This window comes from Streptomyces sp. NPDC093018, from assembly GCF_040684035.1.
Classification (GTDB): Bacteria; Actinomycetota; Actinomycetes; order Streptomycetales; family Streptomycetaceae; genus Streptomyces; species Streptomyces murinus.
Genome location: NZ_JBFBFF010000006.1, coordinates 151,685 through 176,044, shown reverse-complemented (window position 1 = coordinate 176,044; position 24,360 = coordinate 151,685). Strand labels below are relative to the sequence as shown.

The following is a 24,360-nucleotide window of genomic DNA, read 5'->3' as shown; positions in this document are numbered from 1 at the left end:
GCGCACCATGGACGGAGACGGGCGATGAGGCTCGCCCTTGAGCGCACGTTCCGTGCTGATGGCCTCTGCGAGCACCAGCCGCCGCGTTCGGCGGCCCGGCTTCCGGAGGCATCGCGGATGTATGTGTACACGATGCGCAAGGCCCGTACGGCCCACGGCGACAAGGTCGTCCTCGACGACGTCACGCTCTCCTTCCTGCCCGGCGCCAAGATCGGCGTCGTGGGCCCGAACGGCATGGGCAAGTCCACCGTCCTGCGGATCATGGCGGGGCTGGAGCGGCCCACCGACGGCGAGGCCGCCCCGGCCCCCGGGATCAGTGTCGGGATCCTGGAGCAGGAGCCCCGGCTTGACGACTCGACGACCGTTCTCGGCAACGTCGAGGAGGGCGTCGCGGAGATCCGTGCCGGGCTGCGACGGTACGACGAGATCACCACCCGTCTCGGCGAGGCGGGCGGTGCGCAGACGCAGCCGCTGCTGGACGAACTCGGCGCGCTCCAGGAGCGGTTGGACGACGCCGGGGCGTGGGATCTCGACTCCCGGCTGGAGCAGGCGATGGACGCGCTGCGCTGTCCGCCGGCCGACACACCGGTCATAGAGCTGTCGGGCGGTGAGCGGCGGCGGGTGGCGCTGTGCCGGCTGCTGCTGTCCCAGCCGGACCTGCTGCTGCTGGACGAGCCCACCAACCACCTGGACGCGGAGTCGGTGGCCTGGCTGGAGCAGCATCTGGCGGACTACCCGGGCACCGTCGTCGCCGTCACCCACGACCGGTACTTCCTGGACAACGTCGCCCAGTGGATCCTGGAGATCGACCGGGGCCACGCCTACCCGTACGAGGGGAACTACTCCACCTACCTCCGCACCAAGGCGGCCCGGCTCCAGGTGGAGGGCCGCAAGGACGCCAAGCGGCAGAAGCGGCTGGCCGAGGAGCTGGCGTGGGTGCGTTCCGGCGGCAAGGGGCGCCAGGCCAGGTCCAAGGCGCGGGTGCAGCGGTACGAGCAGCTGGCGAGCGAGGCCGCGCGGGTGCGGAAGCTGGACTTCGAGGAGATCCAGATCCCGCCCGGACCACGGCTGGGCGGCCTGGTCCTGGAGGCCGACCGGGTCACCAAGGGGTTCGGCGACCGGCTGCTGATGGAGGAGCTGTCGTTCTCCCTGCCGCGCGGCGGCCTCGTCGGGGTGCTCGGCCCCAACGGGGTCGGCAAGACCACCCTGTTCAAGATGATCGTCGGCGAGGAGCGGCCGGACGCGGGCACCCTGCGGCTCGGCGACACGGTACGGATCTCCTACGTGGACCAGAACCGCGCCGGACTGGACCCGGACATGTCGGTGTGGCAGGCGGTGTCCGGCGGTGTGGACCACATCCGCGTCGGGGATGTCGAGATGCCCTCGCGCGCCTATGTCGCCACGTTCGGTTTCAAGGGCGCCGACCAGCAGAAGCCCGTGGGTGTGATGTCCGGGGGCGAACGCAACCGGCTCAACCTCGCCCTGACGCTCAAGCAGGGCGGAAACCTCCTGCTGCTGGACGAGCCGACCAACGATCTCGACGTGGAGACGCTGGCGTCGCTGGAGAACGCGCTGCTGGACTTTCCCGGCTGCGCGGTCGTCACCGCGCACGACCGGTGGTTCCTGGACCGGGTCGCCACCCACATCCTGGCCTGGGAGGGCGGCGCCGACTGGTTCTGGTTCGAGGGCAACTTCGCCGACTACGAGGCCAACAAGCTCGACCGGCTGGGCGCGGAGGCGGCCCGCCCGCACCGGATCACCCACCGTCGGCTGGTACGCGGCTGACCGCCCGACTGGAGTCCTGTGCCATGACATACCTCGACCAGGAGGCGGTGGCGGCCCTGCGCGCGGCCCGGCTCATCGTCGTCAACGCCAAGTGGCGGCTGCGCGAGGAACAGGCCCTCGAACGGCTCGCGCGGGTGCGCGGTCTGGCCTGCACCCCGCTCTTTCCCGGGCACCCGGTCATCCAGGTCGTCGCCTACGACGGACAACTCCTCGGCCGGGCCCGGCGCCACGACGACGGACACCGGGCCCGCTGGATCGCCGTCCCCGCGCACACGGCCCGCGAACTCGGCGCCTACCGCACCCTGCACGGCGCCGCCCGCGCCCTGTCCCGCCGGTCCGGCCACGGCCGCCACCGGGTGACCGACCGTCCCGGCGAGGCGCCGCGGCCGAGCCCCCTGCCGTTGTCGTAGCGCCGGCCCGACGGAGGTGTCCATGACCGTGCCCGACCGCCGTGAGCGGAACCCTGCGGCGCCGGGAGGCACGCGCACCGCCCCGGTCAGGGGGGCGGCCCTGCGGTTCGTGCTGCTCATCGGTGTCGTGAGCATGTTCTCGGACATGACACACGAGGGCGCCCGGGGCATCACCGGCCCCTTCCTCGGCTCGCTGGGTGCGAGCGGTCTCGTCGTCGCCCTGGTCGCGGGGACCGGTGAACTGCTCGGCTACGCGCTGCGTTTCGTGTTCGGCTACGCCGCCGACCGCACCGGCAGGTACTGGCCGATCACGGCCGTCGGCTATCTGGTGCAGATGGTGGCGGTGCCGCTGCTGGCGCTGGCCGGGCACTGGCCGGTGGCCGCCGTGCTGATCATCGCCGAGCGCGGCGGCCGCGCCATGCGCAATCCCGCCCGGGACGCGATGCTCGCGCATGCCACCGCCGAGCTGGGCCGGGGCTGGGTCTTCGGCGTGCGCGAGGCCCTGGACGCGGCAGGGGCGATGGTCGGTCCCCTCATCGTGGCCCTGGTCCTGGCCCTGCACGGCGGATACCGGGTCGGTTTCGCGGTGCTCGCGGTGCCGGCCGTCCTCACCCTGGTGGTGCTGGCCGGGGCGTGGCGGCAGTATCCCCGTCCGGCGGAGCTGGACACCGGTGCGGACCTCCCCGACCGGCGCGGCCTGCCCCAGGCATTCTGGATCTACCTGGCCGGCATGGGGCTGATCGCCGCCGCGTACGCCGACTACCCGCTCATCGCCTACCACTTCGGCCAGGCACACATCATCGCCACGCCGTGGATCCCGGTCCTGTACGCGGGCGCCATGGCCACCGAGGCGCTGGCCGCGCTCGCGCTCGGCCGGTTGTTCGACCGGTGGGGTGTGCGGACGGTCGTCGGCGCGACGCTGCTGACGGCGTGCTTCCCACCGCTGGTCTTTCTCGGCGGCGCGGGCACGGCGGTCGTCGGCGTGGTGGTGTGGGGCCTGGGCATGGCGGTGCAGGAGTCGGTGGTCAAGGCGGCGGTGACCGGCATGGTCGGGGCGCGGCGACGGGCCTCCGCGTTCGGCCTGTTCGACACCGGTTTCGGGGTGTGCTGGTTCGCCGGCAGCCTCGCCCTGGGGGCCCTCTACGATCGCTCGGTCACCGATCTGGTGATCTTCTCGGTGGCCCTGCAAGTGGCCGCGATCCCCCTGCTCCTGGTGGTCAGGCGGGTCCGGTGAAGTCGTCCAAGAGCAGGAAGCCGGGAGTCGGGGCCGGGGGCCGGTTCAGCGGTCCAGTGTCCGCAGCAGTTGCATCAGCACGTTCTCGGCTCTCGCGTACGACGTGGAGCCCACCCGGAGCCGCCACACCGCTCCCGGCGCCCGCGTGCCCGGTGCGAGGGGGCGTACCGGACGGGGTGCGGGTGCCGCGTGGGCGGGGACGCTCGCGTCCCGCAGCGCGTCGAGCACAGTGTCGACGTGCCGGGCGGGGAGGTCGGCGATCGGCGCCCAGGAGGTCGCCCGCAGTCCGTTGCCACGGCCTCCCGGCGGCAGCCAGGCGGGCGCGAACAGGCTTGCCGATACGGTGAGTTGTGCTCCGGTGTGCGCTCCGGGCGCGGTACCTGCCATGGTGTGCTCCCCGCTGGTTTCGAGGTCCAGGTGGGTAGGAGCCATCGGCCGGCAGGCAGGTCGGCCACCTCTGTACGGGGTGGTCCCGGCGGGGTCCAGCGCCGGGCGCTGCGCGCACTTCCAGGGTACGCCGCGCCGGTGGACCCGGCCCCGACCGCCCGCGGTGCCGGCGCCGGCCGAAGGCGTAGCCCGTTCGGCGTACCCCGGATGCCTTGCGGCGGCGATCTTCGGGGCACACTATGGGTACGCGCCAAACGCGCCGGTGATGGGGCTCACCGCAACCGCGGCACCATGCCGCTGACGGTCCCTGGTCGAACGGACACGACCAGGAGGAGCCATGCCCGCACCCGCCGCTTCGCACTCCCCCGCCCCGCCCGGCGGCCTTCGCGACGCCGGTACGGCCGCTTGCCACCGCGCACCGCCGCCGTCGGACGGAGGTGTCCGGGCGAGCGCGCCCGGTACCCGTCCCGACGAGCCCGGCCCCCGCCCGCCCGAGCCGCGCCACCGGGCGGCTCCCGTTCCCAGGAGGACACAGTGGAGTTCGATGTGACCGTGGAGATCCCCCAGGGGTCCCGCAACAAGTACGAGATGGACCACGAGCTGCACCGCATCCGGCTGGACCGGCTGCTGTTCACCTCCACCAAGTATCCGGCGGACTACGGCTACGTCGACGGCACCCTGGGCCGCGACGGAGACCCCCTGGACGCCCTGGTCCTTGTCGGCGAGCCGACCTTCCCTGGCTGCACCATCGAGTGCCGGGCCGTCGGCATGTTCGTGATGAAGGACGAACACGGCCCGGACGAGAAGGTCCTGTGCGTGCCCGCCCACGACCCTCGGTACGCGCCGGTGCAGGACATCACCGACATCTCGGAGTTCGACCGGCTGGAGATCACCCACTTCTTCGAGGTCTACAAGGACCTGGAGCCCGGCAAGTCCGTCGAGGGTTCGCACTGGGAGGGCCGCGAGCAGGCCTACGCGGAGATCGAGGCCTCCCGGGCCCGCGCCGTGGGAACGGGAGCCTGATCCATGACCCTGCGGATCACCGAACTGCACGCCGTCGAGATCCTCGACTCCCGGGCCCGCCCCACCCTCGCCGTCACCCTCACCACGGGCGACGGCGCCCGGATCCGGGCCGGGGTGCCCTCCGGTGCCTCCACCGGCACCCGGGAGGCGGTCGAACTGCGCGACGGCGACCGGACCCGCTACGGCGGCCAGGGCGTCTGCACGGCGGTCGGGCACGTCAACGCCGAGATCACCCGGGCCCTGACCGGACGCGACTTCGCCTCGGCCGCCGACATCGACCGGGCGCTGATCGAACTGGACGGCACCGACACCAAGGCGAGGCTCGGCGCCAATGCCGTCATCGGGGTCTCCCTCGCCGCCTGGCGCGCCGAGGCGGCCGCCGCCGGACAGCCGCTGTGGCGGCATCTCGCCGAGGTGGCGGGCACCGCGCCCCGCCTGCCGGTGCCGCACTTCAACGTGGTCAACGGCGGTGTCCACGCCGCCAACGACCTCGACTTCCAGGAGTTCATGCTGGCCCCGCTCGGCGCGCCGAGTCTGCCCGCGGCCGTACGCGCCGGGGCCGAGGTGTACGCCCGGCTGAAGGCGCGGCTGGCCGCCGACGGCCACACCACGGGCCTGGGCGACGAGGGCGGCTTCGCCCCCGCCATCGACCGGCCCGAGGACGTCCTGCAACTCCTCGTCGAGGCGATCACCGACGCCGGCTACACACCGGGCCGCGACAGTGTCGCGATCGCCCTGGACCCGGCGGCCAGCGAGTTCCGGCTGCCGGACGGCCGGTACCGGGTCGCGGGCGAGGCGCTGAGCAGTGACGACCTGATCGACCGCTACGAGGCGATCATCGACCGCTACCCCGTCTGGTCGATCGAGGACGGTCTGGCCGAGGACGACTGGCACGGCTGGGTCCGGCTGACCGAACGCCTCGGCGACCGGGTGCAGGTGATGGGCGACGACATCTTCGTCACCAACCCCGTCATCATCCAGGAGGCGATCAGCAAGAAGATCGGCAACTCCGCTCTGATCAAGGTCAATCAGATCGGCACCGTCACCGAGACCCTCGACGCGATGCGGATCTGCCGCGCGGCCGGCTACACCCAGATGATCTCCCATCGTTCCGGCGAGACCGAGGACACCTTCATCGCCGACCTTTCCGTGGGCACCGGCTGCGGTCAGATCAAGTCCGGGGCCCCGGCCCGGGGTGAACGCGTCGCCAAGTACAACCGGCTGATCGAGATCGCCGACAGCGACCCCTCGCTTCCGTTCGGCCTCACCGGCGGCTGACCCAGGGCCGCGCGGATCACTCCAGACAGCCGGTGAGCTGGAGATAGGCGTGCCGGGCGGTCTCCAGCAGTTCACCGGCTTCCAGGGCCGGTCCGATCCCTTCGACCTGGCAGGCGCTGCCCGGGGCGAGGCGTGCCAGCGCCTGCGCCCATGCCTCGGGCTGGGCGTGCCAGCGGGGGAAGTCGGCCAGGTCCAGCAGGCCGGTGAAGGGCGCGGCCTCGGCCACGCACAGCACCTCGTCCACCGGGCCGTCCGGCGCGGCGAGGTGGAGGACGGCCACCGGCCAGGCTTTGACCTCGTCACGGGGAACCGCGGGCTCGCACATCAGGACCAGCGCCCGCAGTGGGCCGCCGTCCTCGCCCAGGGTGTCCCGGACGCGGCCGTACCCCACCGGCCAGCCGTCCTTTCCGTGCGCGGGCGGCGGGTCCACCAGGGGTTCGGTCTCGTCGTCCCGGATGCCGCTGGCGACGGTCGCCTCGACCGTCACGGCGATTCTGGTCATCGATGCCACCTCCGTGCTGCGCGACGTGCCTGCATCACGTAGAGGCCATCAGCACCGGCCATGGGTGCGGTTGCGGCGAGCCTCATCGCCGTACGCCTCCAGTGTCCCGCGCGCCGGTGGCGCCCGCACCCAGCCGGGTCGGCTCCATCGGGTCAGCTCCGGGGCGCGCACAGCACATGGTCGGTGAGGGCCTGCACCGCCCGGTCGAGCCGGTCCTCGTCGACGAGCGCGGTGGTGGAGGTCACCGACACGGTCACCGCTCGTCCGCCGTCGGCGCCGACCGCCGGTCTGCCGTAGACCCCGAGCCCGTCGCCCTCGTGCGTGTAGTAGACGCCCCCGCAGGTCAGGGGGACGACCCGCAGTCCGAGGCCGTATCCGCCCTGTTTTCCGGCGGGGGGTATCGGCAGGTCGTCGTACGGGACCGTCCGGCGCATCAGGGCCCACTGCCCGGCGGGCAGCAGCCGTCCGTCCGCCAGGGCGCGGAAGAAGCGGTCGAGGTCCGAGGGGGTGCTCACCACTCCGGAGTCGGCGGTGTGCTGGTAGCTCTGCTCGGTGAGGTCTTCCGGTACGCCCCCGGGGCCGTCGATGGTCACCCGCTCGTGCGGGCCGATCAGATATGGGTTCTCGCCGGGGATGTAGGTGTGCCGCAGGCCGAGCGGGGCGATGATCCGGTGCTCGACCAGTTGCCGCCAGTCCGTGCCGGCCGCCTTCTCGGCGATCATCGCCGCCAGCAGGTAGTTGGTGTTCGAGTACGCCCAGCGGCGCGGCGAGCCGGGCGGCGGTGGGGTGAAGAGCGGGGCGTGTCGCATGGCGGTCGCGACGAGTTGGGACGCCGGGGTGGCGTCGTACCGGTTCTCGTCGAAGTGGTTCAGCAGCCGGTCCCGCACATCGGGGTCGTCGACGTAGTCGTAGATCCCGCTGGTCTGCTGGAGCAGGTCGCGGACGGTGATCCGCGCGCCGTCATTGCCATGCCCGCGGACCACTCCGGGCAGCCAGTGGGCCACCGTGTCGCCCAGCGAGAGCCGCCCCTGTGCGGCCAGTTGGAGGACCACCACCGCCGTGAACGTCTTGGTGGTGCTCGCCGTCCGGAACTCCGGGTCCCATGGCACGGGGGCGGTCGAGCCCACGCCCGCGGTCCCGTACCGTGCCCGCAGCACGGCGCCGTCCGGCTCGTCCACCCGGGCCACCACGTTCACATCACCGCCCGCGGCGGTACGGACCGCCGCCAGATCCCGTCTCAGCTCCCCCGCCGAGTAACCGCCCTCGCCCCCGTGCGCCCCGGCGGGCGCCGCGCCCACCGTGCCCGCCATGAGTGCCGCCAGGCATGCCACGGCTGCCGTACGCTTCCCCACCACGCTGTCCCCCTGTGCTGTACCCGGTCGGCCCTCACCCGTCCCTTGCCAGTCAACCGGTCGGGGCTCCCGTCATCGATGGAGCTGCCACCCGAGTACGAGGTGGGGCTTTCCCCCGCACGCGATCTTCACCGGGACAGCGGCTTCCACCGCCAATATCTACTTCCATATGGATCATGACGCATACATATATTGGACAGACGTGTGCCGCCGAGTGTCCACTGGATTCAACCGAGAATCACCTGCTCTCCTCGGAGGCTCCGCATGCAGAAGGAAGACGTGGCCCGCCTCTTCACCACCCCGGTGGACTCCCCGGCCTACGCCCCCACCCGGTACCGGTTCACCAACCGCGAGTACCTCAACATCTACTACCGCACGGACCCCGAGGTACTGCGCCGCCTCGTCCCGGAGCCGTTGACGGTCACCGATCCGATCGTGCGCTTCGAGATCATGCGCATGCCCGACACCACCGGGCTCGGCGACTACACGGAGGCCGGTCAGCTGATCGCCGTGGAACACGAGGGCGAGAAGGGCGAGTTCAACCTCGCCATGTACGTGGACAGCGTGCCCGCGATCTCCAGTGGCCGCGAGTACAGCGCGTACCCGAAGAAGTCCGGCTCCCCCACCCTCTACGTGGACTCCGACACGTTGGTCGGCACGCTCGACTACGGGACGCTGCGGGTGGCCACCGCGACCATGGGCTACAAGCACCACGCCATGGACCCGGCGGAGGCGCGCGCCCAGGTGTGCGCGCCGAACTTCATGATCAAGACGGTCCCGGACTACGACGGCGGCCTGCGCGTCTGCGATCTGGTCCGCACCCAGATCAGCGATGTCACCGTCAAGAGCGCCTACACCGCACCGGCGCGCCTGGAGCTCTTCGCCCACGCCATGGCCCCGCTCGCGGACCTGCCCGTGCTGGAGGTCCTCGGCGCCGGCCACCTCGTCACCGACCTGACGCTCAGCCCGGTCGAGCCGGTCTTCGACTACCTCGCCGCCTGACCCCGCCGCACCGCGCCCACCTCCGTCTTCGAGAAAGGCCCGCACCATGTCCCGCACCTCCGAGCCCGCCCTGCAGTCCTACCGGCGTGCCGCCGTCATCGGCGGCGGTGTGATCGGTGTCTCCTGGACCGGCCTCTTCCTCGCCCGCGGCATCGACGTCGTCGTCAACGACCCCCGCCCCGACATCGAGGATCTCGTCCGCGCCGGACTCGCGGAGATCACCCCCGCACTGGCCGCGCTCGGCCTGCCGACCGAGAACCTGACCGCCGGGCTCACCTTCGAGGCGGACCTCGCGACCGCCGTCGCCGAGGTGGACATCGTCCAGGAGAACGGTCCCGAGCGGCTCGAACTCAAGCAGGAGATCTGGGGGACCGTCGAAACGGCCGCCCCCACCCACGCGCTGCTGGCCACCTCGACCTCCAGCATCCCGGCGACCGCCATCGCCGAGGCCATGCGGGCGCCCGAACGCCTGATCGTGGGCCACCCCTTCAACCCCCCGCACCTCGTGCCCCTCGTGGAGATCGTGCCCGGCGCGCGCACCGCCCCGGCCACCGTCGAACAGGCCACGGCCTTCTACACCGCGCTCGGCAAGCAGCCGCAGGTCCTGCGCAAGGAGGTGCCGGGCTTCGTCGCCAACCGCCTCCAGGCGGCCCTCTTCCGCGAGTGCGTCCATCTGGTCGCCGAGGGCGTGGTGACGGAGCGGCAGCTCGACGACATCGTGACCTCCTCCATCGGGATGCGCTGGGCTGTCGCCGGTCCCTTCCGCACCTTCCATCTCGGCGGCGGCCCCGGCGGGCTCCCGCACTTCATCGACCATCTCGGGCGCGGTATGGAGACCGGCCTGTGGCCGCTTCTGGGCAATCCCACCTTCGACGACGCCACCGTCGCCCTCCTCACCGAGCAGGCACGCGAGGCGTTCGGCGGTGAATCCGTGGAGCAGCTCGCCGCCGAGCGCGACCGTGCGCAGATCACGCTGATGCGCGCCCTGGGCGAGACCCCGGACGCCGAGCGCGCCCGCTCCTGAACTCCCGCACACCACACACGAGAAGCGAAGAAGTCATGGACCTCACTGACAAGATCAGGAAGGCCGTCGCCGGCCCTGCCACGGACGACGCCTTCGATGTGCACGCCGAGACGGACGAGGTGCTCGCGGGCATCGGCCTGCGGCCGGGCGACACCGGCGGCCGGATCACCTTCGAGGGCGCGGACCCGGTCGTCCCCAGCACCCTGCGCCTGGGCGCGGCCTCCGGAATCGCGCTGGTCGCCAAGTCCGCCGCCGTCGCCGCCCTGTGGAAGGACCGCACCGGGCGCGGCCAGGACATCCACATGGACCTGCGCGTCGGCCCGCACCGGCTGTGCCCCTTCTACGACGGGAAGTGGGAACTCATCAACGGCTATGTCGGCGGCACCCCCTCGCTGCCGAACCAGGCGTTCGCCAACGCCTTCTACCGCACCGCCGACGACCGCTGGATGATGCCGTTCAACATCTATCCCAACATCAAGGTCGCCGCGCAGCGGCTGCTCGGTGTCGGCGAGGTGCCCGAGGACGTCGCGGCCGCGATCGCCAAGTGGAACGCCCGGGAGCTGGAGCAGGCCGGCGCGGAGGCCGGGTGCGTGATGCCGATGGTGCGCACGCCCGCCGAGATCCTGGAGGAGGCGCAGTACCGGCAGGTGCTCGCCGGGCTGCCGCTGGTGGAGATCACCCGCATCGGCGACAGCGACCCCGAGCCGCTGCCCGCGGATCCGACCGCGCCGCTCGACGGGGTACGCGCCCTGGGCATGGGCCACATCATCGCGGGCGCCGGAGCCGGCCGCGCCCTCGCCCTGCACGGCGCCGACGTGCTGAACCTGTGGCGGCCGTACGAGCTGGAGCACGATGTCACCTACCTGACCACCAGCGTGGGCGTGCGCTCCGCCACGGTCAGTCCGTACACCCGGGAGGGGCTGGCCCGGATCCATGAACTCCAGTCCGGCGCCGATGTCTTCTACGCCAACCGCCGCCCGGGCTTCCTCGACTCCATCGGCCTGTCCGAGGAGGAGTCCATCGCGCGCCGACCCGGTCTGATCCACGCGACGGTCTCGCTGAACGGCCGCAGCGGCCCCTGGAAGAACTACCTGGGCTTCGACCAGACCGCGGGCGCGCTCACCGGTCTGCTCCACCTGGAGGGCGACGGCGACAAGCCGGCCCTGCCGCCCATCACCGTCGTCAACGACTACCTGGTCTCGTGGTTCATGACGGCCGGGATCGCCGAGGCGCTGCGCCGCCGTGCCGTGGCCGGCGGCAGCTACCGCGTCCATGTCTCGCTGTCCCGGGTCGCCCTGTGGATCCTGTCGATGGGCATCTTCGACACGTCGTACGCCGAGGAGATCGCGGGCACCGGCGAGCTGCACGCCTATCCGGACCCCGAGGTCTTCACCGCCGAGACGCCGCTCGGCCACTACCAGGGCGTCACCGACCAGGTGAGGATGTCGGACACCCCCGGCGCCTACCGGCAGATCCTCGTGCCCCGTGGCTCCCAGCGGGCCCAGTGGCTGCCCACCGCCTGATCCGCCGCCCGGCAGAGCCGCTGTGCGTCACCCCGGTACGGGCTTCCGGTCCGGGTGCGCCGGGTCGAGGGTGAAGAGTTTGCCGTCGGAGGCCGCGAGGACCAGCGCGCCCTTGTCGAACCACACGGTGGGCAGCAGCCCGCTGTCCAGCACCTCCGCGCGGGCCGAGGACTCCCACAGCAGGGTGCCGCGGGCCGTGTCGAGGGCGGCCACCCGGCCGCTCCCCCCGGCCAGGTACACGGTGCGGCCGTTCGGGTCCACCGAGGCCTGGCCCGGAGTCTCCAGGGTCGTATGGCTCTGCCACAGTCTGGCCCCGGTCATGGGTGAGACGGCCGTGACCATGCCGCTGGAGGTGGCGAAGTAGAGCGTGCCGTGGGCCAGGGTCGGGATCCCGCCCCGGTACCGCTCGGGCAGCGGTGTCAGCGACCGCTCGCCGGTGCGCGGGTCGACCCGCACGATACGGGTGTAGACCAGGTCGGGGCTGTCGGGGGCGGGGTTGTCGGTCGATTCCACGAAGACCAGCCGGCCGTCCAGGGCGCCGATGAAGCTCCGCTGCTGGGCGGGGGACGCCAGGGTGCGCGCGGAGCCGTCGGCGGGGTCGACCACCAGGAACTTCGTGAGGTGCGAGCCCTCCGCGCGGGTGACGCACTCCACATACGGGCGATTGCCCGCGGCGAGCGGATAGCAGTCGTATCCGGCGGGTACGGGGATCCGGCCGCGGACCGTTCCGTCGCGCGCCGAGCGGACGGTCACCGCGCTGCCGTCGCCCTCCTGGGTCATCGTCACCCCGGCCGCGTAGGCCGAGCCCAGGCTGTCGACGCGCACCGGGTGCGACCAGAGCTGTGCGCCGCTCGTGGCGTCGAGGGCGAGGACGGACTGCGACCGGCCGGTGCCGCCCGAGCCGGTGACTGTCAACTCCACGAGCACCACGCCCTCGTACGTGCCGAGGATGTTCGTGACGTACCGGTCGGCCGGGACCCCGGCGGGCGCGATGCCGGAGCGCCACAGGGTGCGTCCGGAGGCGGCGTCGATCCGTTCGGGGAGGAGTGCGCTGCCCGCGCAGTAGAGGGCACCGGCGTCCGGTACGCAGGCCGGTGTCCGGTTCCCGTCGTATCCCGGTGCCTTCCGCACGCCCTTCTCGGCGTCGGCGGCCGCGGTCGTCTGCCAGGGTTTCCAGCCGGCCGGGAGCGGGGTCCAGCGTCCGGTGGCCGCGGATCCGGCCCGTACCGTGGCGCCGCCGGCACCGCCGCCGTCGCCCGGCGGGTCGAGCAGGAGAAAGCCGGTCAGGGCGGCGGCCAGCACTCCGGACACGGCCGGCAGCACCCGTGGGCCGCGCCGTCGCGGGCGGTGCTCCGCGGTGGTCGGGGCGCCGGGGAGGGACGGTGGTGCGGGCCGCGCCGAGGGCAGCCGCAGTGTCATCGTCTGCGGTTCGCCCGGTGACGGCTCCGGCAGGGCCTCGGCGAACTCCTGGGCCAGTCGGTCCGGTACGGGCCGGTCGGCGGGCTCCTTGGCCAGGCAGCGCTCCAGCACCGTGCGCACGGAGCCGGTCACCCCGTCGAGGGTGGGCTCGTTGTGGACGACCCGGTAGCCGGTCAGATAGGGGCTGTCGGCGTCGAAGGGGCCGTGCCCGGTGACGCACCACACCAGCAGCGCGCCCAGCGAGAAGACGTCGGAGGCGGGGCCGACCGTACGGGCGTCCGTGAACTGCTCGGGGGACATGAAGGGCGGGGTGCCGATCACCTGCCCGGTCTCGGTGAGGGTGTGGTGGCTCTCCACGGCCCGGGAGATGCCGAAGTCGATGACGCGCGGGCCGTCCTCCGCCATCAGGACGTTGGCCGGTTTCAGATCGCGGTGCACCACCCCGGCCCGGTGGATGTCGCGCAGCGCCTCCACCAGGCCCAGCGCCAGCGGCCGCAACTCGGTGATGCGCAACGGGCCCTGGTCGCGGACGCGGTCCGCGAGGGACCGGCCGCGCACGTACTGGGTGGCCATCCAGGGCGAGGCGGCTTCCGGGTCGGCGTCCACCACGGCCGCGGTGAAGGCGCCGCTCACCCGGCGGGCGGCCTCGATCTCCTGCCGGAACCGGGCCCGGAAGACGGGGTTCTGGGCGTACTCGGCATGGACGACCTTGACGGCGACCTCGCGTCCGGAACGCGATCTGCCCCGGTAGACCCTGCCCATGCCGCCGGCGCCGAGCCGGTCGATCAGCTTGTAGCCGCCGACGGATCTCGGGTCGTCCTTGTGCAGCGGCACGCGCCCCTCCCCTGGCCTCCCAGCAGTTCCAGCCGCCAGAATACGGAACGCGCACGCGTGGTCGGCCGGGCGGCGGACGGTCCGGGCCGCCCTTCGCAGAAGCATCACACATGGACACGGTCCTCCCAACTCCTCGGCGGCCGGGCCGAGTCCGTGCCGGAGGCTCCGGGCGGCCCCTTGCCCGCCGGGGACCGATCGGCGGCGCCGATCCACCGAGGACGACGCCGACGCCGGCACATGCTCGCCTCGAAGGGCCTCGAAGGCGCCGATCAGGCGGCCCCTCGGGGTGTCGTGACGCCTTCTCGCCGCCGCGCTGCGTTCCTTGATACGAGGGCATCGTCTCGGACGTGCCCGCAGTCCGCCGGACGGGCCCGCCCGGCGCGTGACCTCGAAAGGTGTCCCGTATGTCCGCACAGAGCGCCGCCCCCGCGTCCCGCCCGCCGACCGCGCTGGTCACCGGTGCCACCTCCGGTATCGGCCGGGCGATCGCCAAGCGACTGGCCGAGGACGGGCTGTCCGTCGTGGTCGTGGGCCGCAATGCCGAGCGCGGTGCCGAGGCCGTGGCGGAGATCGCCGCGGCCGGGGGCCGGGCCCGGTTCGTCGCGGCCGACCTGACCGAGCCGGACGGTGCGAGCCGGCTGGCGGCGGAGGTGGGCGAGGTGGATGTGCTGGTCAACAACGCCGGAGTCGCGCACTGGGCCCCGACCGAGGAGATGCGGCCCGCCGACTACGACGCCATGTTCGACGGCAATGTCCGCGCGCCCTTCTTCCTGGTGGCCGCCTTCGCCCCCGCGATGGCCGCGAAGGGCTCGGGCAGTGTGATCAGCGTCGGCAGCATGGCGGGCAGCCTCGGTCTGGCCAATGCCGCGGCGTACGGCGCCACGAAGGCGGCCCTGGCCTCGCTGACGCGGAGCTGGACGGCCGAGTACAGCGCTCGCGGTGTCCGCTTCAACACCGTGGCGCCCGGCCCGGTTTACACCCGGCCGGAGGCGCGCGAGCTGTTCGACGCGCTGGGCGCGACCACCGCGATGCAGCGGGTGGCCGAGCCCTCCGAGGTCGCCGAGGTGGTCGCCTTCCTGGCCTCGCCGAGGGCCAGTTATGTCACCGGCGCCACCATCGCCGTGGACGGCGGCCGGACCGCGATCTGAGGCGCCCCGGTCCGGGAGGCGCCCCGGGCGGGGCGGTCGAGCCGTCCCACCCGGGGGCGCGCCGGATCAGGAGACCGTCCGGCAGACCGTGCCGTTGAGACTGAAGGATGTCGGGGCGGGGTTGGCGCCGTCGTTGGCGCCGACGAAGCCGAAGGTGGCGGAGTTGCCGCCGTTCGGCGCGAGTTCGGCGTTGGAGTCGGTGTTGGTCACATGGACGTGCCGCCCGTCACCGGTGACGTTCGCGTTCCAGGACGAGGAGACCGACTGCCCGGCCGAGGGCCAGTCGAAGGTCAGCGTCCAGCCGTCGATGTCCGCGGGCCCGACATTGCGCACCACGACAGTGGAGACGAAGCCGTTGCCCCAGCCGGAGGTCACCTGGTACGAGACGGTGCAGGTGCTGTCGTCCGGCGTAGCGGCGGTGAAGGTCAGCGGGGCGGAGGGCCGGGATAGGTGTCCCGCCTTGTCGCGGGCCAGCACATTGACGGTGTGCCGGGAGCCGGCCGGGAGATTGGAGAGCGTGACGGAGGTGCCGGTGGACGAGCCGAGCAGCTGGATGTTGGTGCCGAGCTGCTCGTAGACCTCGTACCGGTCCACCGTGCCGGTCGCGGCCGGCCAGCTCAGGCCGACGGTGCCGGCACCGACCGTCGTGGTCCGCGGTGTGCCCGGGGCGCCGACGGTGGCGGCGGCGGAACCCGTGCCGCTCTTCGGGTGCAGGGTCAGCACGGTGATGGAGTACGGCGCGAGGGTCACCGAGTCGGCCGTGGCGGTGCCGGTCGCGTCCACCAGGCCGTCGTCACCGGGGGCCCACCGCTGGACCTCGGGGGCACCGGAGGCGGCGGTGAAGCCCAGGTACCGCAGGTCCACGGTGTGCTCGGTGCCGGAGCTCTTGTTCAGCAGCAGGACTCCGAGGTCGCCGTCGGACCGGAGCACGGCGTGCGAGGAGACCTCGGAGCCGGAGGTGCCGGACGTGCCGGAGGCCACCATGCTGTCGCCGGGGTCGCTGAGCGCGCCGAGTGTCTTGATGCCGTAGTACGGCGCGAAGGGGGTGTTCACGGCGGGCTCGCAGACGCCGCCGGAGCAGCTGCCGTTGGACAGCATGCCCATGTCGCCGTAGTCGGTCTCGCCGCCGACCGTGCTGATGGTGCCCGCGCTGTTGTGGGTGTCCCACCAGTCCACGGTGAAGACGCCGTTCTCCAGCGCGGTCATCATGGCCTCGGCGGTGAACAGGCCGTTGGGGCGGCTGGTGAAGGCGCCGCCGCCGGAGTTGGAGTTCACCTCGGTCATCGCGATGCCGATGTGCGCGGAGTCGGCGCCCGCGTACCGGTCCACCAGGTCGCGCACCTCGTGCAGCTCACCGGGCAACTGCCGTACGGCGGCCAGCGACTGGTCGCCGTCGCTGGTGTTGGGGTACCAGTGGACGCTGACGAAGTCGATGTCGTGGGCGACGGCGGCGAGCACGGTGTTGTTCCAGTCGCCGGTGTCGCCCGCGGCCACCGAGCCGTCGGGCCAGTTGCCGGGCATGGTGAGGACCGCGCCGATCTTGACGGTGGGGTCGACCGCCTTCATGGCCGCGGCATAGGACGTGACCTCGCGGGCGTACTGGTCCGGCGTCTTGTCCGCGTGGGTGTCGTTCTCCCAGCCGCTGCCGTAGACGCCGTTGCCGTAGAGCTCGTTGCCGATCTCCCAGTACCTGGCGCCGTAGCCCTTGGTGATGTTCGCGTACCGGACCCAGTCCGCGGCCTCCTGGGCGGTTCCGGAGCCGTAGTTGGCGATCAGGATCGGCTGGGCGCCGGATGCCTTCGCGGTGCCCATGAAGGAGTCGAAGCCGGTGCCGGGGGCGACGTAGCCGCCGGGCGCGGTGTTGTCGACCCAGTGGTAGAGGTCGGCGTAGGAGCCGCCCGGGTAGCGCAGCGCGCCGATCCCCGCGGCCCGGTAGAGGGGGGCCACTCCGGGGTCGTTCATGTACGCGTCCCAGACGGCGGTGTTGGCGCCGAGCGCGGTCGAAGTGACCGTGCCCAGGCCCGCGTTCGCGTTGACCGTGACCGTGGTGTCGCCGGTGGCGGCCGCGTCGGCTGCGGCGGAGGTGGCGAGCGGCACGATCGCGGCCGCCATGGCCAGGGCGGCCGAGGCCATGGCGGCGAGCGGGCGGCGGAGCCCGTCCGTTCTCCTGCGGGCTGGTCTCCTGCGGAACGGCATGGGGGTGTTCCTCCCGGGTGATGCGCCGGCCCGGGGCCACACCGCGGAGCCGGACGAGGGACGGGGAACCGTGCGGCGTGCAGCACCGTGTCACCCGTCGGCGGTGTGCCAACGGGCGGGCGGGGCTTGGGACATGAGGCTTGGGAGCGCTCCCATGATGGGAGCGCTCGCCGGTCGTGTCAATCGGCCGTCCCTCGCCGGCACGGGCCGCCCGAGACGGTGCCGTCGCGTTCCCCGTGCCCGATGGCCGGGCCCCGCGGGAGGTCTCGCCCGCGGGGCCCGGCCGGATCATCAGGCGGTTCCGGTACGGTCCCCGGCCGCGGGCCGCACGCCCGCCTTGTCGACCACGGCGTGGGCCAGTTCGGCCGTGCTGGACAGCAGGGTGCCGGCCTTGCCGTACGACGTGTCCTTCGTCAGGTAGCTGCGGGAGCCGAGGAAGGAGTAGTCCTTGGCGTCGAAGACCCACTCGGTGCGCACGCAGTAGCGCGTGTCGTCGCGGACGATGCCGAGGCCCTGCCGACCGATCGCGTCCCGCACCCGCGACGACCGGTCGACGCCGGGGATCTTCGCGGCGGCCTGATAGAGGGCGGCGGCGGTGCGGGGCGGCGTCAGTCCGCCGAGCAGACCGCCGATCTCCTCGAACACCGCCTGGTCGCGTTCCCGTCCTTCGGCCGCGGGCGTCTTGGCGTACAGGTAGGCGAGCAGCTTGTCCGGGTCGGTGGGCAGGGCGGCGAGCCAGCGGTACGTGGGCCGGCCGAGACCGGCCGGGGTGCCCTTGGTGTCCCCCAGTTCGGCGTTGATGGGCAGGGTCTCCCCGTCGACGCGGGACAGACCGAGCCTGTGCAGCGGGCCGGGCTGCTGGGACACCCACGCCTCGTAGTCCTTGAGCGGGCTGACGACGGCCTTGCCGCTGGTCAGATCGGCCTCGCGGACCATCTCCCGGGTGTAGACGAACTGGTCGTCGCGCACGGTGAGCGTGCCGTGGTTCGCGGCGGCGTTCGAGATGCGGTGCAGCAGGGCGGCGGCGGGCCGCATGTCCGCGGCGGCGTGCGCTGCGGCGGCGTCGTCGTGGCCGCCGTTGCCGCTCAGGACGGCACCGGCGGTTCCCGCCGCGGCCAGGGCGAGGGCGGCCGCCGAGGCGACGAGCGCGGGCCGCAGCCGGGGCCGGGCGCGCCGGACCGGCGCGGCGCTGGTTTCGGGGGTGGCGGTTTCGGCCTGGTCGCGGTCGATGTGGCGCATGAGCAGATCCTTGTGACGAAGGTGCTGCTCGCGCGGGAGGTCCCAGTCGGCCGGGGCCGGCAGCAGACGGGCGATCTCCTCGCGGTCGTCGTGCCGCTCCGGGCAAGCGTGACGGTCGTTCATGTGAGTTCCTCCCGCACGGGCAGGGCCGCGATCGCGGCCGCACTGGTTATCTCTCCGCGGCGGAGATGCGGTTCCCGGCTTTGTCCGGCGCTCTCGTCCGCGAGGCGGGCGAGCTTCTTGCGGGCACGGGAGAGCCGGGAGCGTACGGTGCCGACCGCGATCCCCAGCGCTTCGGCCGTCTCCTGGTAGTCCAGTCCGGACCAGACGCACAGGGCGAGGACCTCGCGTTCCTGTCGCCGCAGCCGGCCCAGCGCCGCGTGCACGGCCCGGAGCCGGCGCGCGTCGTCGATGCGCCCGGCCGACCGGGCGGCGAAGTCCTCGACGTCCGGCGGTGGCGGCTGGCGGGCCAGGAACAGCTGCCGCCGCCAGGTGCTGCGGCGCGCGTTGTCCGCCTTGTGGGTGGCGATGCCCAGCAGCCAGGGCAGCAGCGAGCCGCCGTCCTCCTGGACCCGCGCACGCGAGTGCCACGCGGTCAGAAACGTCTCTGACATGACCTCTTCGGCCGTCGACCAGTCGCCGGTCAGCCGCAGCCCGTGGTTGTACACGGGCCGGGCGAACTCCTCGTACAGCTGGGCGAACGCCTCGCGGTCCCCCTCGCGTACGCGGCGGCGGATGTCGTTCTCTGACTTGTTCACACTCACTTCTCTCCGCACGACGCGGAGAGTTCCTGTGTCGTACGTCACGGCGGCGCGCCGCTGCGGGCAACCTCCCGAGGGTACGGCCCCGGGCGCGGGCGCCTTCGCCGGGAGCGGATCTGGGCGCGGATGCCGCCTCTTACCATCCTCGGATGGAAGAGATAAGACTCGGATTCGGCCCGCGCGAGCAGCGCGACATCCGGCTGCGCGCGCTCGGCCTCACGGGGCTGTTCGGGGCGGTCGCGCTGTTCGTCGTGAGCAGGTCGGACGGACCCGGCCGGCCCGCGCTGGTCCTCCTCGCGGCCGCCCTCGCCCTCGGCGTGCTGACCCTGCTGAGGTACGGCTCCGGCACGACGCTGCTGACGCCTTCGGGCGTGGTCCTGGCCACCTGGTTCGGCCGCAGGACCGTCTCCTGGGAGCGGATCACGCGTATCGAGGTCCGCCGTCGGGTGGGCCGTTACGGGTCGACCTGGATGATCGCCCGGATCCATCTGGCGGACGCGCGCCCGATGCCGCTGCCCGGACTCGTCGAGGCCAAGTCGGGTCTGCCGAAGGCCGAGTTCCAGGGTCAGGTCCGCACCTTGCTGGGCTACTGGCAGCAGGCGACCGGCCGTACCGAGATGGTGCTCTTCACTCCCTGAACCGGCGAACGGCGGACGGCGAGCGGGGCCGGGCGGCGGCCCCGGGGTCACCCCCGTACCGCCCCCGTGCTGCTGCGCACCACCAGTTGTGTCGCCAGTTCGATGTGCGGGCTCTCCAGGGTCTCGCCCTGGATCAGGCGGAGCAGGGTGCGGACGGCGACCTGGCCCATTTCGTCCAGGGGTTGGCGGACCGTGGTCAGGGGCGGCGGGGACCACTGGACCTGGGGCAGGTCGTCGAAGCCGACCACGCTGAGGTCGTCCGGGATGCGCAGGTCGTGCCGGCGGGCGGCCTCGTAGACGCCGAGGGCCATCTGGTCGCTGGAGGCGAAGATCGCGGTCGGCGGGTCGGGGAGGGTGATCAGTTCGGTGCCCGCGGCGAAGCCGGCCTCGTGGGAGAAGTCGCCCCGGCGGATGAGCCGGTCGTCGATCTCCACCCCGGCGGACTCCAGCGCGGCCCGGTACCCGTCGAGCCGGGCCCGGCTGCACAGCAGCGTGGCCGGGCCGGTGATGACGCCGATGCGGCGGTGCCCGAGGGAGAGCAGGTGCTCGACGGCGCTGCGGCCGCCCGCCCAGTTCATGGCGCCGATCGTCGGTATGCCGAAGGTGGGCACCCCGGCCGGGTCGATGATGACGGTGGGCACGCCCAGGCGCCGTAGCTCGGCGTGCAGTTCGGGGGCGAGGTCCGAGGTGACCAGGATGACGCCGTCGGAGGCCCGCGCCCGCAGATTGACCAGCCACTGCTGGGCCGAGGTGCTGCGATGGTGCACCGCGGAGACCACGGTGCCCAGTCCCGCGGCGTGCGCCACGTCCTCCACGCCGCGCAGGATCTCCACCGCCCAGGGGCTGTCGAGGTCGTTGAAGACCAGGTCGATCAGTTCCGCCCGGCCGGCGGGCTGGGCGGCGCGCCGCCGGTAGCCGTGGTGGGCCAGCAGGTCCTCGACCCGGCGGCGGGTGGCGGGGGACACATCGGCGCGTCCGTTGAGCACCCGGGAGACCGTCGGCAGGGACACGCCCGCCTCCCGGGCGATGTCCGCGATGGTGACGCGGCCCGCGTCCTGTGCTGCCATCCATGCCTCCTCGCCTGCGGTCCCTCAGCATAGGCAATCGCCCGGCCAAGGGTCCGTGCGCCGCCGCCCGGGACGCCGCACGGCCAAGCCCCGGACGGGGCCGGTCAGTTGATGCCGCGGGGGTTGACGGCCAGTCGGAGCGACCCTAACGTTTCGCGACAACTTCCGGAAACTTTCCGGAAACAGTATCGGCCCCTTTCGATGCCCCACCCCGTCCCGAGGACCGTCCCCCACGGCCCACGAAGGGGCTTCCCCGTCATGGAGAGCGGCATGGACTCTGCGCGGCACGCATCCACCGGCACACGACCCGACACCCCCGCGGCCGGCGACGGCCTCCCGGACGGCATGAGCCGGCGGACGGCACTGGCCCTCGGGGTCGGCCTCACCGCACTGGCGACACCCGTGGCCTCCGTGCTGGGCTCGGCGGGTCCCGCCCGGGCCGACGGGGCGACGGCGGCGCGGCCCACCGACCCGGGGTCGTACATCACCACCTCGCGCGGGCCCGGCACCTTCCCGCTGGTCGAGTACGGCAGGGCCACTCCCCTGGTGGTCGATGCCGGGGACCACGCGGGTGTGGTCCGCGCGGCCGGGGATCTGCGGGACGACCTGGAGCGGGTCACCGGCATCGGACCCGCGCTGTCCCATGACCCGGCCGGCCTTCGCGAGATCGTCCTCATCGGCACCCTCGGGAAGAGCCCGCTGATCGACCGTCTGGTGGCCGCCGGGAAACTGGACGTCAGCGGGATCGCCGGGAAGTGGGAGACCTCTCTTGAGCAGGTGGTGGAGCATCCGCTGCCCGGGGTCGACCGCGCCTTCGTGATCGCGGGCAGCGATCAGCGCGGCACCATCTACGGCATCTACGACGTCAGCCGGGGCATCGGGGTCTCGCCCTGGTACTGGTGGGCGGATGCCGCGCCGAGCCACCAGGACCTGCTGCACGTCCGGCCCGGGCGGCACACCCAGGGCACGCCCGCCGTGAAGTACCGCGGCTTCTTCATCAACGACGAGAACCCGTCGCTGGGCACCTGGGCCCCGGCCCACTTCGGTCCCGGTCTCGCCCCCGGCCACCCCGACGGCTTCAACCACGCCTTCTACGCCAAGGTCTTCGAGCTGATGCTGCGGCTGAAGGCCAACTACCTCTGGCCCGCGGTGTGGGGGCGCGCCTTCGCCGAGGACGATCCGGAGAACCACGCGACCGCGACGGCGTACGGCGTGGTGATGGGCACCTCGCACGAGGCGCCCATGATGCGCGGCATCGAGGAGTGGAACCGGCACGCCGTGCCCGCGGTGCGCGACGGGCAGGGCAATGTCGTCACACCGGGCAGCGACCCGTACGGCGGTACCGGCGAGTGGAGTTTCCGGCACAACGCCGAGGCGCTGAAGGCGTATTGGACGGACGGCATCCGCCGCAAGGTGCGCGAGGGCTTCGAGGGGGTGGTGACCCTCGGCATGCGGGGCAACGGCGACACCGCGCTGCCCGACGGCGACGGCATCGACCTGATGCAGAGCATCGTGGCCACCCAGCGCCGGATCATCGCGGACGTCACCGGCAGGCCGCAGGCCGAGACCCCGCAGGTGTGGACGTTCTACAAGGAGGTCCAGCGCTACTGGGAGCAGGGGCTGCGGGCGCCCGACGATGTGACGGTGGTCTTCACCGACGACAACTGGGGCAATCTGCGGCTGGTCCCGAGCCCGTCCCTGCCCGCGCACAGCGGCGGTTACGGCCTCTACTACCACTTCGACTATGTCGGCGCGGGCCGCAACTACAAGTGGGTCGACACCGCCAACCTGGCCAATGTCCTCGACCAGCTCGGCCAGGCGTACACCTATGGCATCCGGCGGCTGTGGATCGTCAACTCCGGTGATGTGAAGGGAAATGAGCTGTCCACGCAGTTCTTCCTCGACTACGCCTGGAACCCCGGGCGCTGGACCGCCGAGGACGTCCCCGCGTGGCTGGAGCAGTACGCGCGGCAGAACTTCGGGCCCGCGCACGCCGCCGAGATCGCCGAGGTGCTGGACACGTACGGGTATCTGCAGGCACGGCGCAAGCCCGAGTTGCTCAACCGGAAGATCACCGTGGATCCGGACAAGGACCTGGCCACGGACTCCTCCGCCGTCGTCTACGACGACCGGGCGACGCCTTTCAGCATCACCGACTACCGGGAGATGGAACGCGTCACGCGGGAGTGGGCGGAGCTGTCCGCCGCGGCCGAGCGCGCGAACCGCGCCCTCCCGGCAGCCAAGCGGGACGGCTTCTACGAGCTGGTCCTGTATCCGGTCAAGGCGACGGCGAACCTCTACGCCCTGCGCCAGGCCCAGTTCACCAACCTGCTGTACGCCGGTCAGGGCCGGGCCCTCGCCAATGCGCTGGCCTCGGACACCGAGTCGTACTTCGCCGCGGACAAGGCACTCGCCGATCATTTCAACAACGGTGTGGCACAAGGGAAATGGAAGGGATTCCAGACCCAGCCGCACATCGACTACGGCGATGTGGCCCGGTACGGCCCGGACGCGCCCTGGCAGCAGCCGCAGATCGACAACGCGGCCATCCCCGACGTCATCTTCCCGGCCGTCGAGCGCATCACCCCGCAGGCGAAGGGGCGCATGGGGGTCGCTGTGGACGGCAGCGACCAGGTCTGGCCCGGCTCCGCGGCCGACTGCGTGCTGCCCACCCTGAGCCCGTACGCGAGCGGACCGGCGCCGTACATCGAGATCTTCAACCGCGGTACGGCGCCCTTCGACTACCAGATCCGTACCGGGGTCCCGTGGCTGTCCGTCGACGCGACGAGGGGGCGCGTCGACGGGCAGGCACGCGTCACCGTGCGCGCGGACTGGTCCCGTGCGCCCAAGGGCAGCACCACCGTGCCCGTCACCGTCAGCGGGCCGGACGGCCAACGGGTCACGGTCCAGGCCCCGGTGGACCATCCGCGGCCCGCGCACAAGGTCAGCGGGTTCGTCGAGGCACGCGGCTACCTCTCCATCGAGGCCGACCACTACACCAACGCCCGTGGTGGGGGCGGGATTTCCTGGCGCCGGCTCCCCGGCATCGGCAGGACCGGCGCGGGCATGGAGCCCTTCCCGGTCACCGCGTCCCGGCGGACCCCGGGCGGCGACGGACCCCGACTGGAGTACACCGTCACGCTCTTCACGACCGGCCCGGTCAGAGTGTCGGCGTACCTCTCGCCGCGCAACGACGTGCTGGCGAACGGCGGTCTCACCTACGCCGTCTCCTTCGACGGCGACCGGCCGCAGTCGGTGAACATCACCGAGGCCACCGGCTCCGACGACGGCACGATGAACACACAGTGGCAGCGCAACACCTCCGACAACGTCAACGTCACCACGACCACCCACCGCATCGGCGAGGCGGGGGTGCACGTGCTGAAGTTCTGGATGGTCGACCCCACCGTGGTGCTCCAGAACCTCGTCGTGGACACCGGTGGCCTCAAGCCCAGTTACCTCGGTCCGCCCGAGAGCCTCCGGCTGCGCTGAAGAAGGGACGACATCTTATGGGCCGACACCTCATGGGCCGGACATC

Annotated in this window: 19 protein-coding genes and 3 riboswitches; of the genes, 11 read left to right on the top strand and 8 right to left on the bottom strand. The window is 72.3% G+C overall.

Translation table 11 applies throughout. The annotated features are described in order from the left end of the window. Nucleotides 1–11 precede the first annotated feature (11 nt). Nucleotides 12–75: riboswitch (Fluoride riboswitch) on the top strand. A gap of 42 nt (nucleotides 76–117) precedes the next feature. The 3 genes from ettA to AB0N90_RS16635 are packed head-to-tail and all read left to right on the top strand — an operon-like array spanning nucleotide 118 to nucleotide 3,429. Then, nucleotides 118–1,785, top strand: a complete 1,668-nt coding sequence (gene ettA, locus AB0N90_RS16645; RefSeq protein ID WP_365197020.1) for an energy-dependent translational throttle protein EttA — start codon at nucleotides 118–120, stop codon at nucleotides 1,783–1,785. 23 nt (nucleotides 1,786–1,808) lie between these two features. Continuing rightward, nucleotides 1,809–2,195 (top strand): hypothetical protein, encoded by a 387-nt coding sequence (locus AB0N90_RS16640; protein ID WP_365197018.1) that lies wholly within the window; start codon nucleotides 1,809–1,811, stop codon nucleotides 2,193–2,195. A gap of 22 nt (nucleotides 2,196–2,217) precedes the next feature. Next, a complete protein-coding gene (locus AB0N90_RS16635) occupies nucleotides 2,218–3,429 on the top strand; it encodes an MFS transporter (RefSeq protein WP_365197016.1) in 1,212 nt (403 codons plus the stop codon). A gap of 45 nt (nucleotides 3,430–3,474) precedes the next feature. Here the strand turns inward: AB0N90_RS16635 and AB0N90_RS16630 are convergent, their stop codons facing one another. Next, nucleotides 3,475–3,816, bottom strand: a complete 342-nt coding sequence (locus AB0N90_RS16630) for a hypothetical protein (RefSeq protein ID WP_365197015.1) — start codon at nucleotides 3,814–3,816, stop codon at nucleotides 3,475–3,477. Between the two features lie 252 nt (nucleotides 3,817–4,068). Next, a riboswitch (Fluoride riboswitch) is annotated at nucleotides 4,069–4,133 on the top strand. Between the two features lie 217 nt (nucleotides 4,134–4,350). Between AB0N90_RS16630 and AB0N90_RS16625 the strand changes: the two genes are divergently transcribed. After that, entirely contained in the window at nucleotides 4,351–4,839 is a 489-nt protein-coding gene (locus tag AB0N90_RS16625) for an inorganic diphosphatase (RefSeq protein ID WP_346075531.1), read from the top strand. Nucleotides 4,840–4,842: 3 nt separating this feature from the next. Next, nucleotides 4,843–6,117: a phosphopyruvate hydratase gene (gene eno, locus AB0N90_RS16620; protein WP_365197012.1), complete on the top strand. Its 1,275-nt coding sequence runs from the start codon at nucleotides 4,843–4,845 to the stop codon at nucleotides 6,115–6,117. Between the two features lie 16 nt (nucleotides 6,118–6,133). On the opposite strand, the gene AB0N90_RS16615 is transcribed toward eno, so the two are convergent. Continuing rightward, complete coding sequence (locus AB0N90_RS16615) at nucleotides 6,134–6,619, bottom strand: inorganic diphosphatase (protein ID WP_365197010.1); 486 nt, start codon at nucleotides 6,617–6,619, stop codon at nucleotides 6,134–6,136. Nucleotides 6,620–6,651: 32 nt separating this feature from the next. Then, a riboswitch (Fluoride riboswitch) is annotated at nucleotides 6,652–6,718 on the bottom strand. Between the two features lie 53 nt (nucleotides 6,719–6,771). Next, a complete protein-coding gene (locus AB0N90_RS16610; protein ID WP_365197009.1) occupies nucleotides 6,772–7,971 on the bottom strand; it encodes a serine hydrolase domain-containing protein in 1,200 nt (399 codons plus the stop codon). A 264-nt stretch (nucleotides 7,972–8,235) separates the two neighbouring features. Here AB0N90_RS16610 and AB0N90_RS16605 point away from each other — a divergent pair, with 264 nt between their 5' ends. From AB0N90_RS16605 to AB0N90_RS16595, 3 genes are read left to right on the top strand one after another with little or no spacing between them, the layout of a single operon-like run. After that, nucleotides 8,236–8,973, top strand: a complete 738-nt coding sequence (locus AB0N90_RS16605) for an acetoacetate decarboxylase (protein WP_365197007.1) — start codon at nucleotides 8,236–8,238, stop codon at nucleotides 8,971–8,973. A 46-nt stretch (nucleotides 8,974–9,019) separates the two neighbouring features. After that, entirely contained in the window at nucleotides 9,020–9,997 is a 978-nt protein-coding gene (locus AB0N90_RS16600) for a 3-hydroxyacyl-CoA dehydrogenase NAD-binding domain-containing protein (RefSeq protein WP_365197004.1), read from the top strand. 35 nt (nucleotides 9,998–10,032) lie between these two features. After that, nucleotides 10,033–11,520 (top strand): CoA transferase, encoded by a 1,488-nt coding sequence (locus tag AB0N90_RS16595; RefSeq protein WP_365197003.1) that lies wholly within the window; start codon nucleotides 10,033–10,035, stop codon nucleotides 11,518–11,520. 27 nt (nucleotides 11,521–11,547) lie between these two features. Here the strand turns inward: AB0N90_RS16595 and AB0N90_RS16590 are convergent, their stop codons facing one another. Then, nucleotides 11,548–13,773 (bottom strand): protein kinase, encoded by a 2,226-nt coding sequence (locus AB0N90_RS16590; RefSeq protein WP_365197002.1) that lies wholly within the window; start codon nucleotides 13,771–13,773, stop codon nucleotides 11,548–11,550. A 404-nt stretch (nucleotides 13,774–14,177) separates the two neighbouring features. On the opposite strand from AB0N90_RS16590, the gene AB0N90_RS16585 reads away from it, so the two are divergent. Then, nucleotides 14,178–14,921: an SDR family oxidoreductase gene (locus tag AB0N90_RS16585; RefSeq protein ID WP_365197000.1), complete on the top strand. Its 744-nt coding sequence runs from the start codon at nucleotides 14,178–14,180 to the stop codon at nucleotides 14,919–14,921. A 66-nt stretch (nucleotides 14,922–14,987) separates the two neighbouring features. On the opposite strand, the gene AB0N90_RS16580 is transcribed toward AB0N90_RS16585, so the two are convergent. From AB0N90_RS16580 to AB0N90_RS16570, 3 genes are all read right to left on the bottom strand, one after another. Next, entirely contained in the window at nucleotides 14,988–17,117 is a 2,130-nt protein-coding gene (locus AB0N90_RS16580) for a cellulose binding domain-containing protein (RefSeq protein ID WP_365196998.1), read from the bottom strand. Nucleotides 17,118–17,408: 291 nt separating this feature from the next. After that, nucleotides 17,409–18,479 carry a CU044_5270 family protein gene (locus tag AB0N90_RS16575; protein ID WP_365196997.1) on the bottom strand — a complete coding sequence of 357 codons (1,071 nt, stop codon included), beginning with the start codon at nucleotides 18,477–18,479 and terminating at the stop codon, nucleotides 17,409–17,411. After that, nucleotides 18,476–19,093, bottom strand: a complete 618-nt coding sequence (locus AB0N90_RS16570; RefSeq protein WP_365197379.1) for an RNA polymerase sigma factor — start codon at nucleotides 19,091–19,093, stop codon at nucleotides 18,476–18,478. Before AB0N90_RS16570 ends, AB0N90_RS16575 begins: the two co-directional genes overlap by 4 nt. Nucleotides 19,094–19,266: 173 nt before the next feature. On the opposite strand from AB0N90_RS16570, the gene AB0N90_RS16565 reads away from it, so the two are divergent. Next, nucleotides 19,267–19,755, top strand: a complete 489-nt coding sequence (locus AB0N90_RS16565; RefSeq protein WP_365196995.1) for a PH domain-containing protein — start codon at nucleotides 19,267–19,269, stop codon at nucleotides 19,753–19,755. A gap of 47 nt (nucleotides 19,756–19,802) precedes the next feature. Here AB0N90_RS16565 and AB0N90_RS16560 read toward each other — a convergent pair whose 3' ends face one another. Then, nucleotides 19,803–20,822: a LacI family DNA-binding transcriptional regulator gene (locus AB0N90_RS16560; RefSeq protein WP_365196993.1), complete on the bottom strand. Its 1,020-nt coding sequence runs from the start codon at nucleotides 20,820–20,822 to the stop codon at nucleotides 19,803–19,805. A gap of 345 nt (nucleotides 20,823–21,167) precedes the next feature. Between AB0N90_RS16560 and AB0N90_RS16555 the strand changes: the two genes are divergently transcribed. Next, a complete protein-coding gene (locus AB0N90_RS16555; protein WP_365197377.1) occupies nucleotides 21,168–24,314 on the top strand; it encodes a glycosyl hydrolase 115 family protein in 3,147 nt (1,048 codons plus the stop codon). Nucleotides 24,315–24,360: the final 46 nt, after the last annotated feature.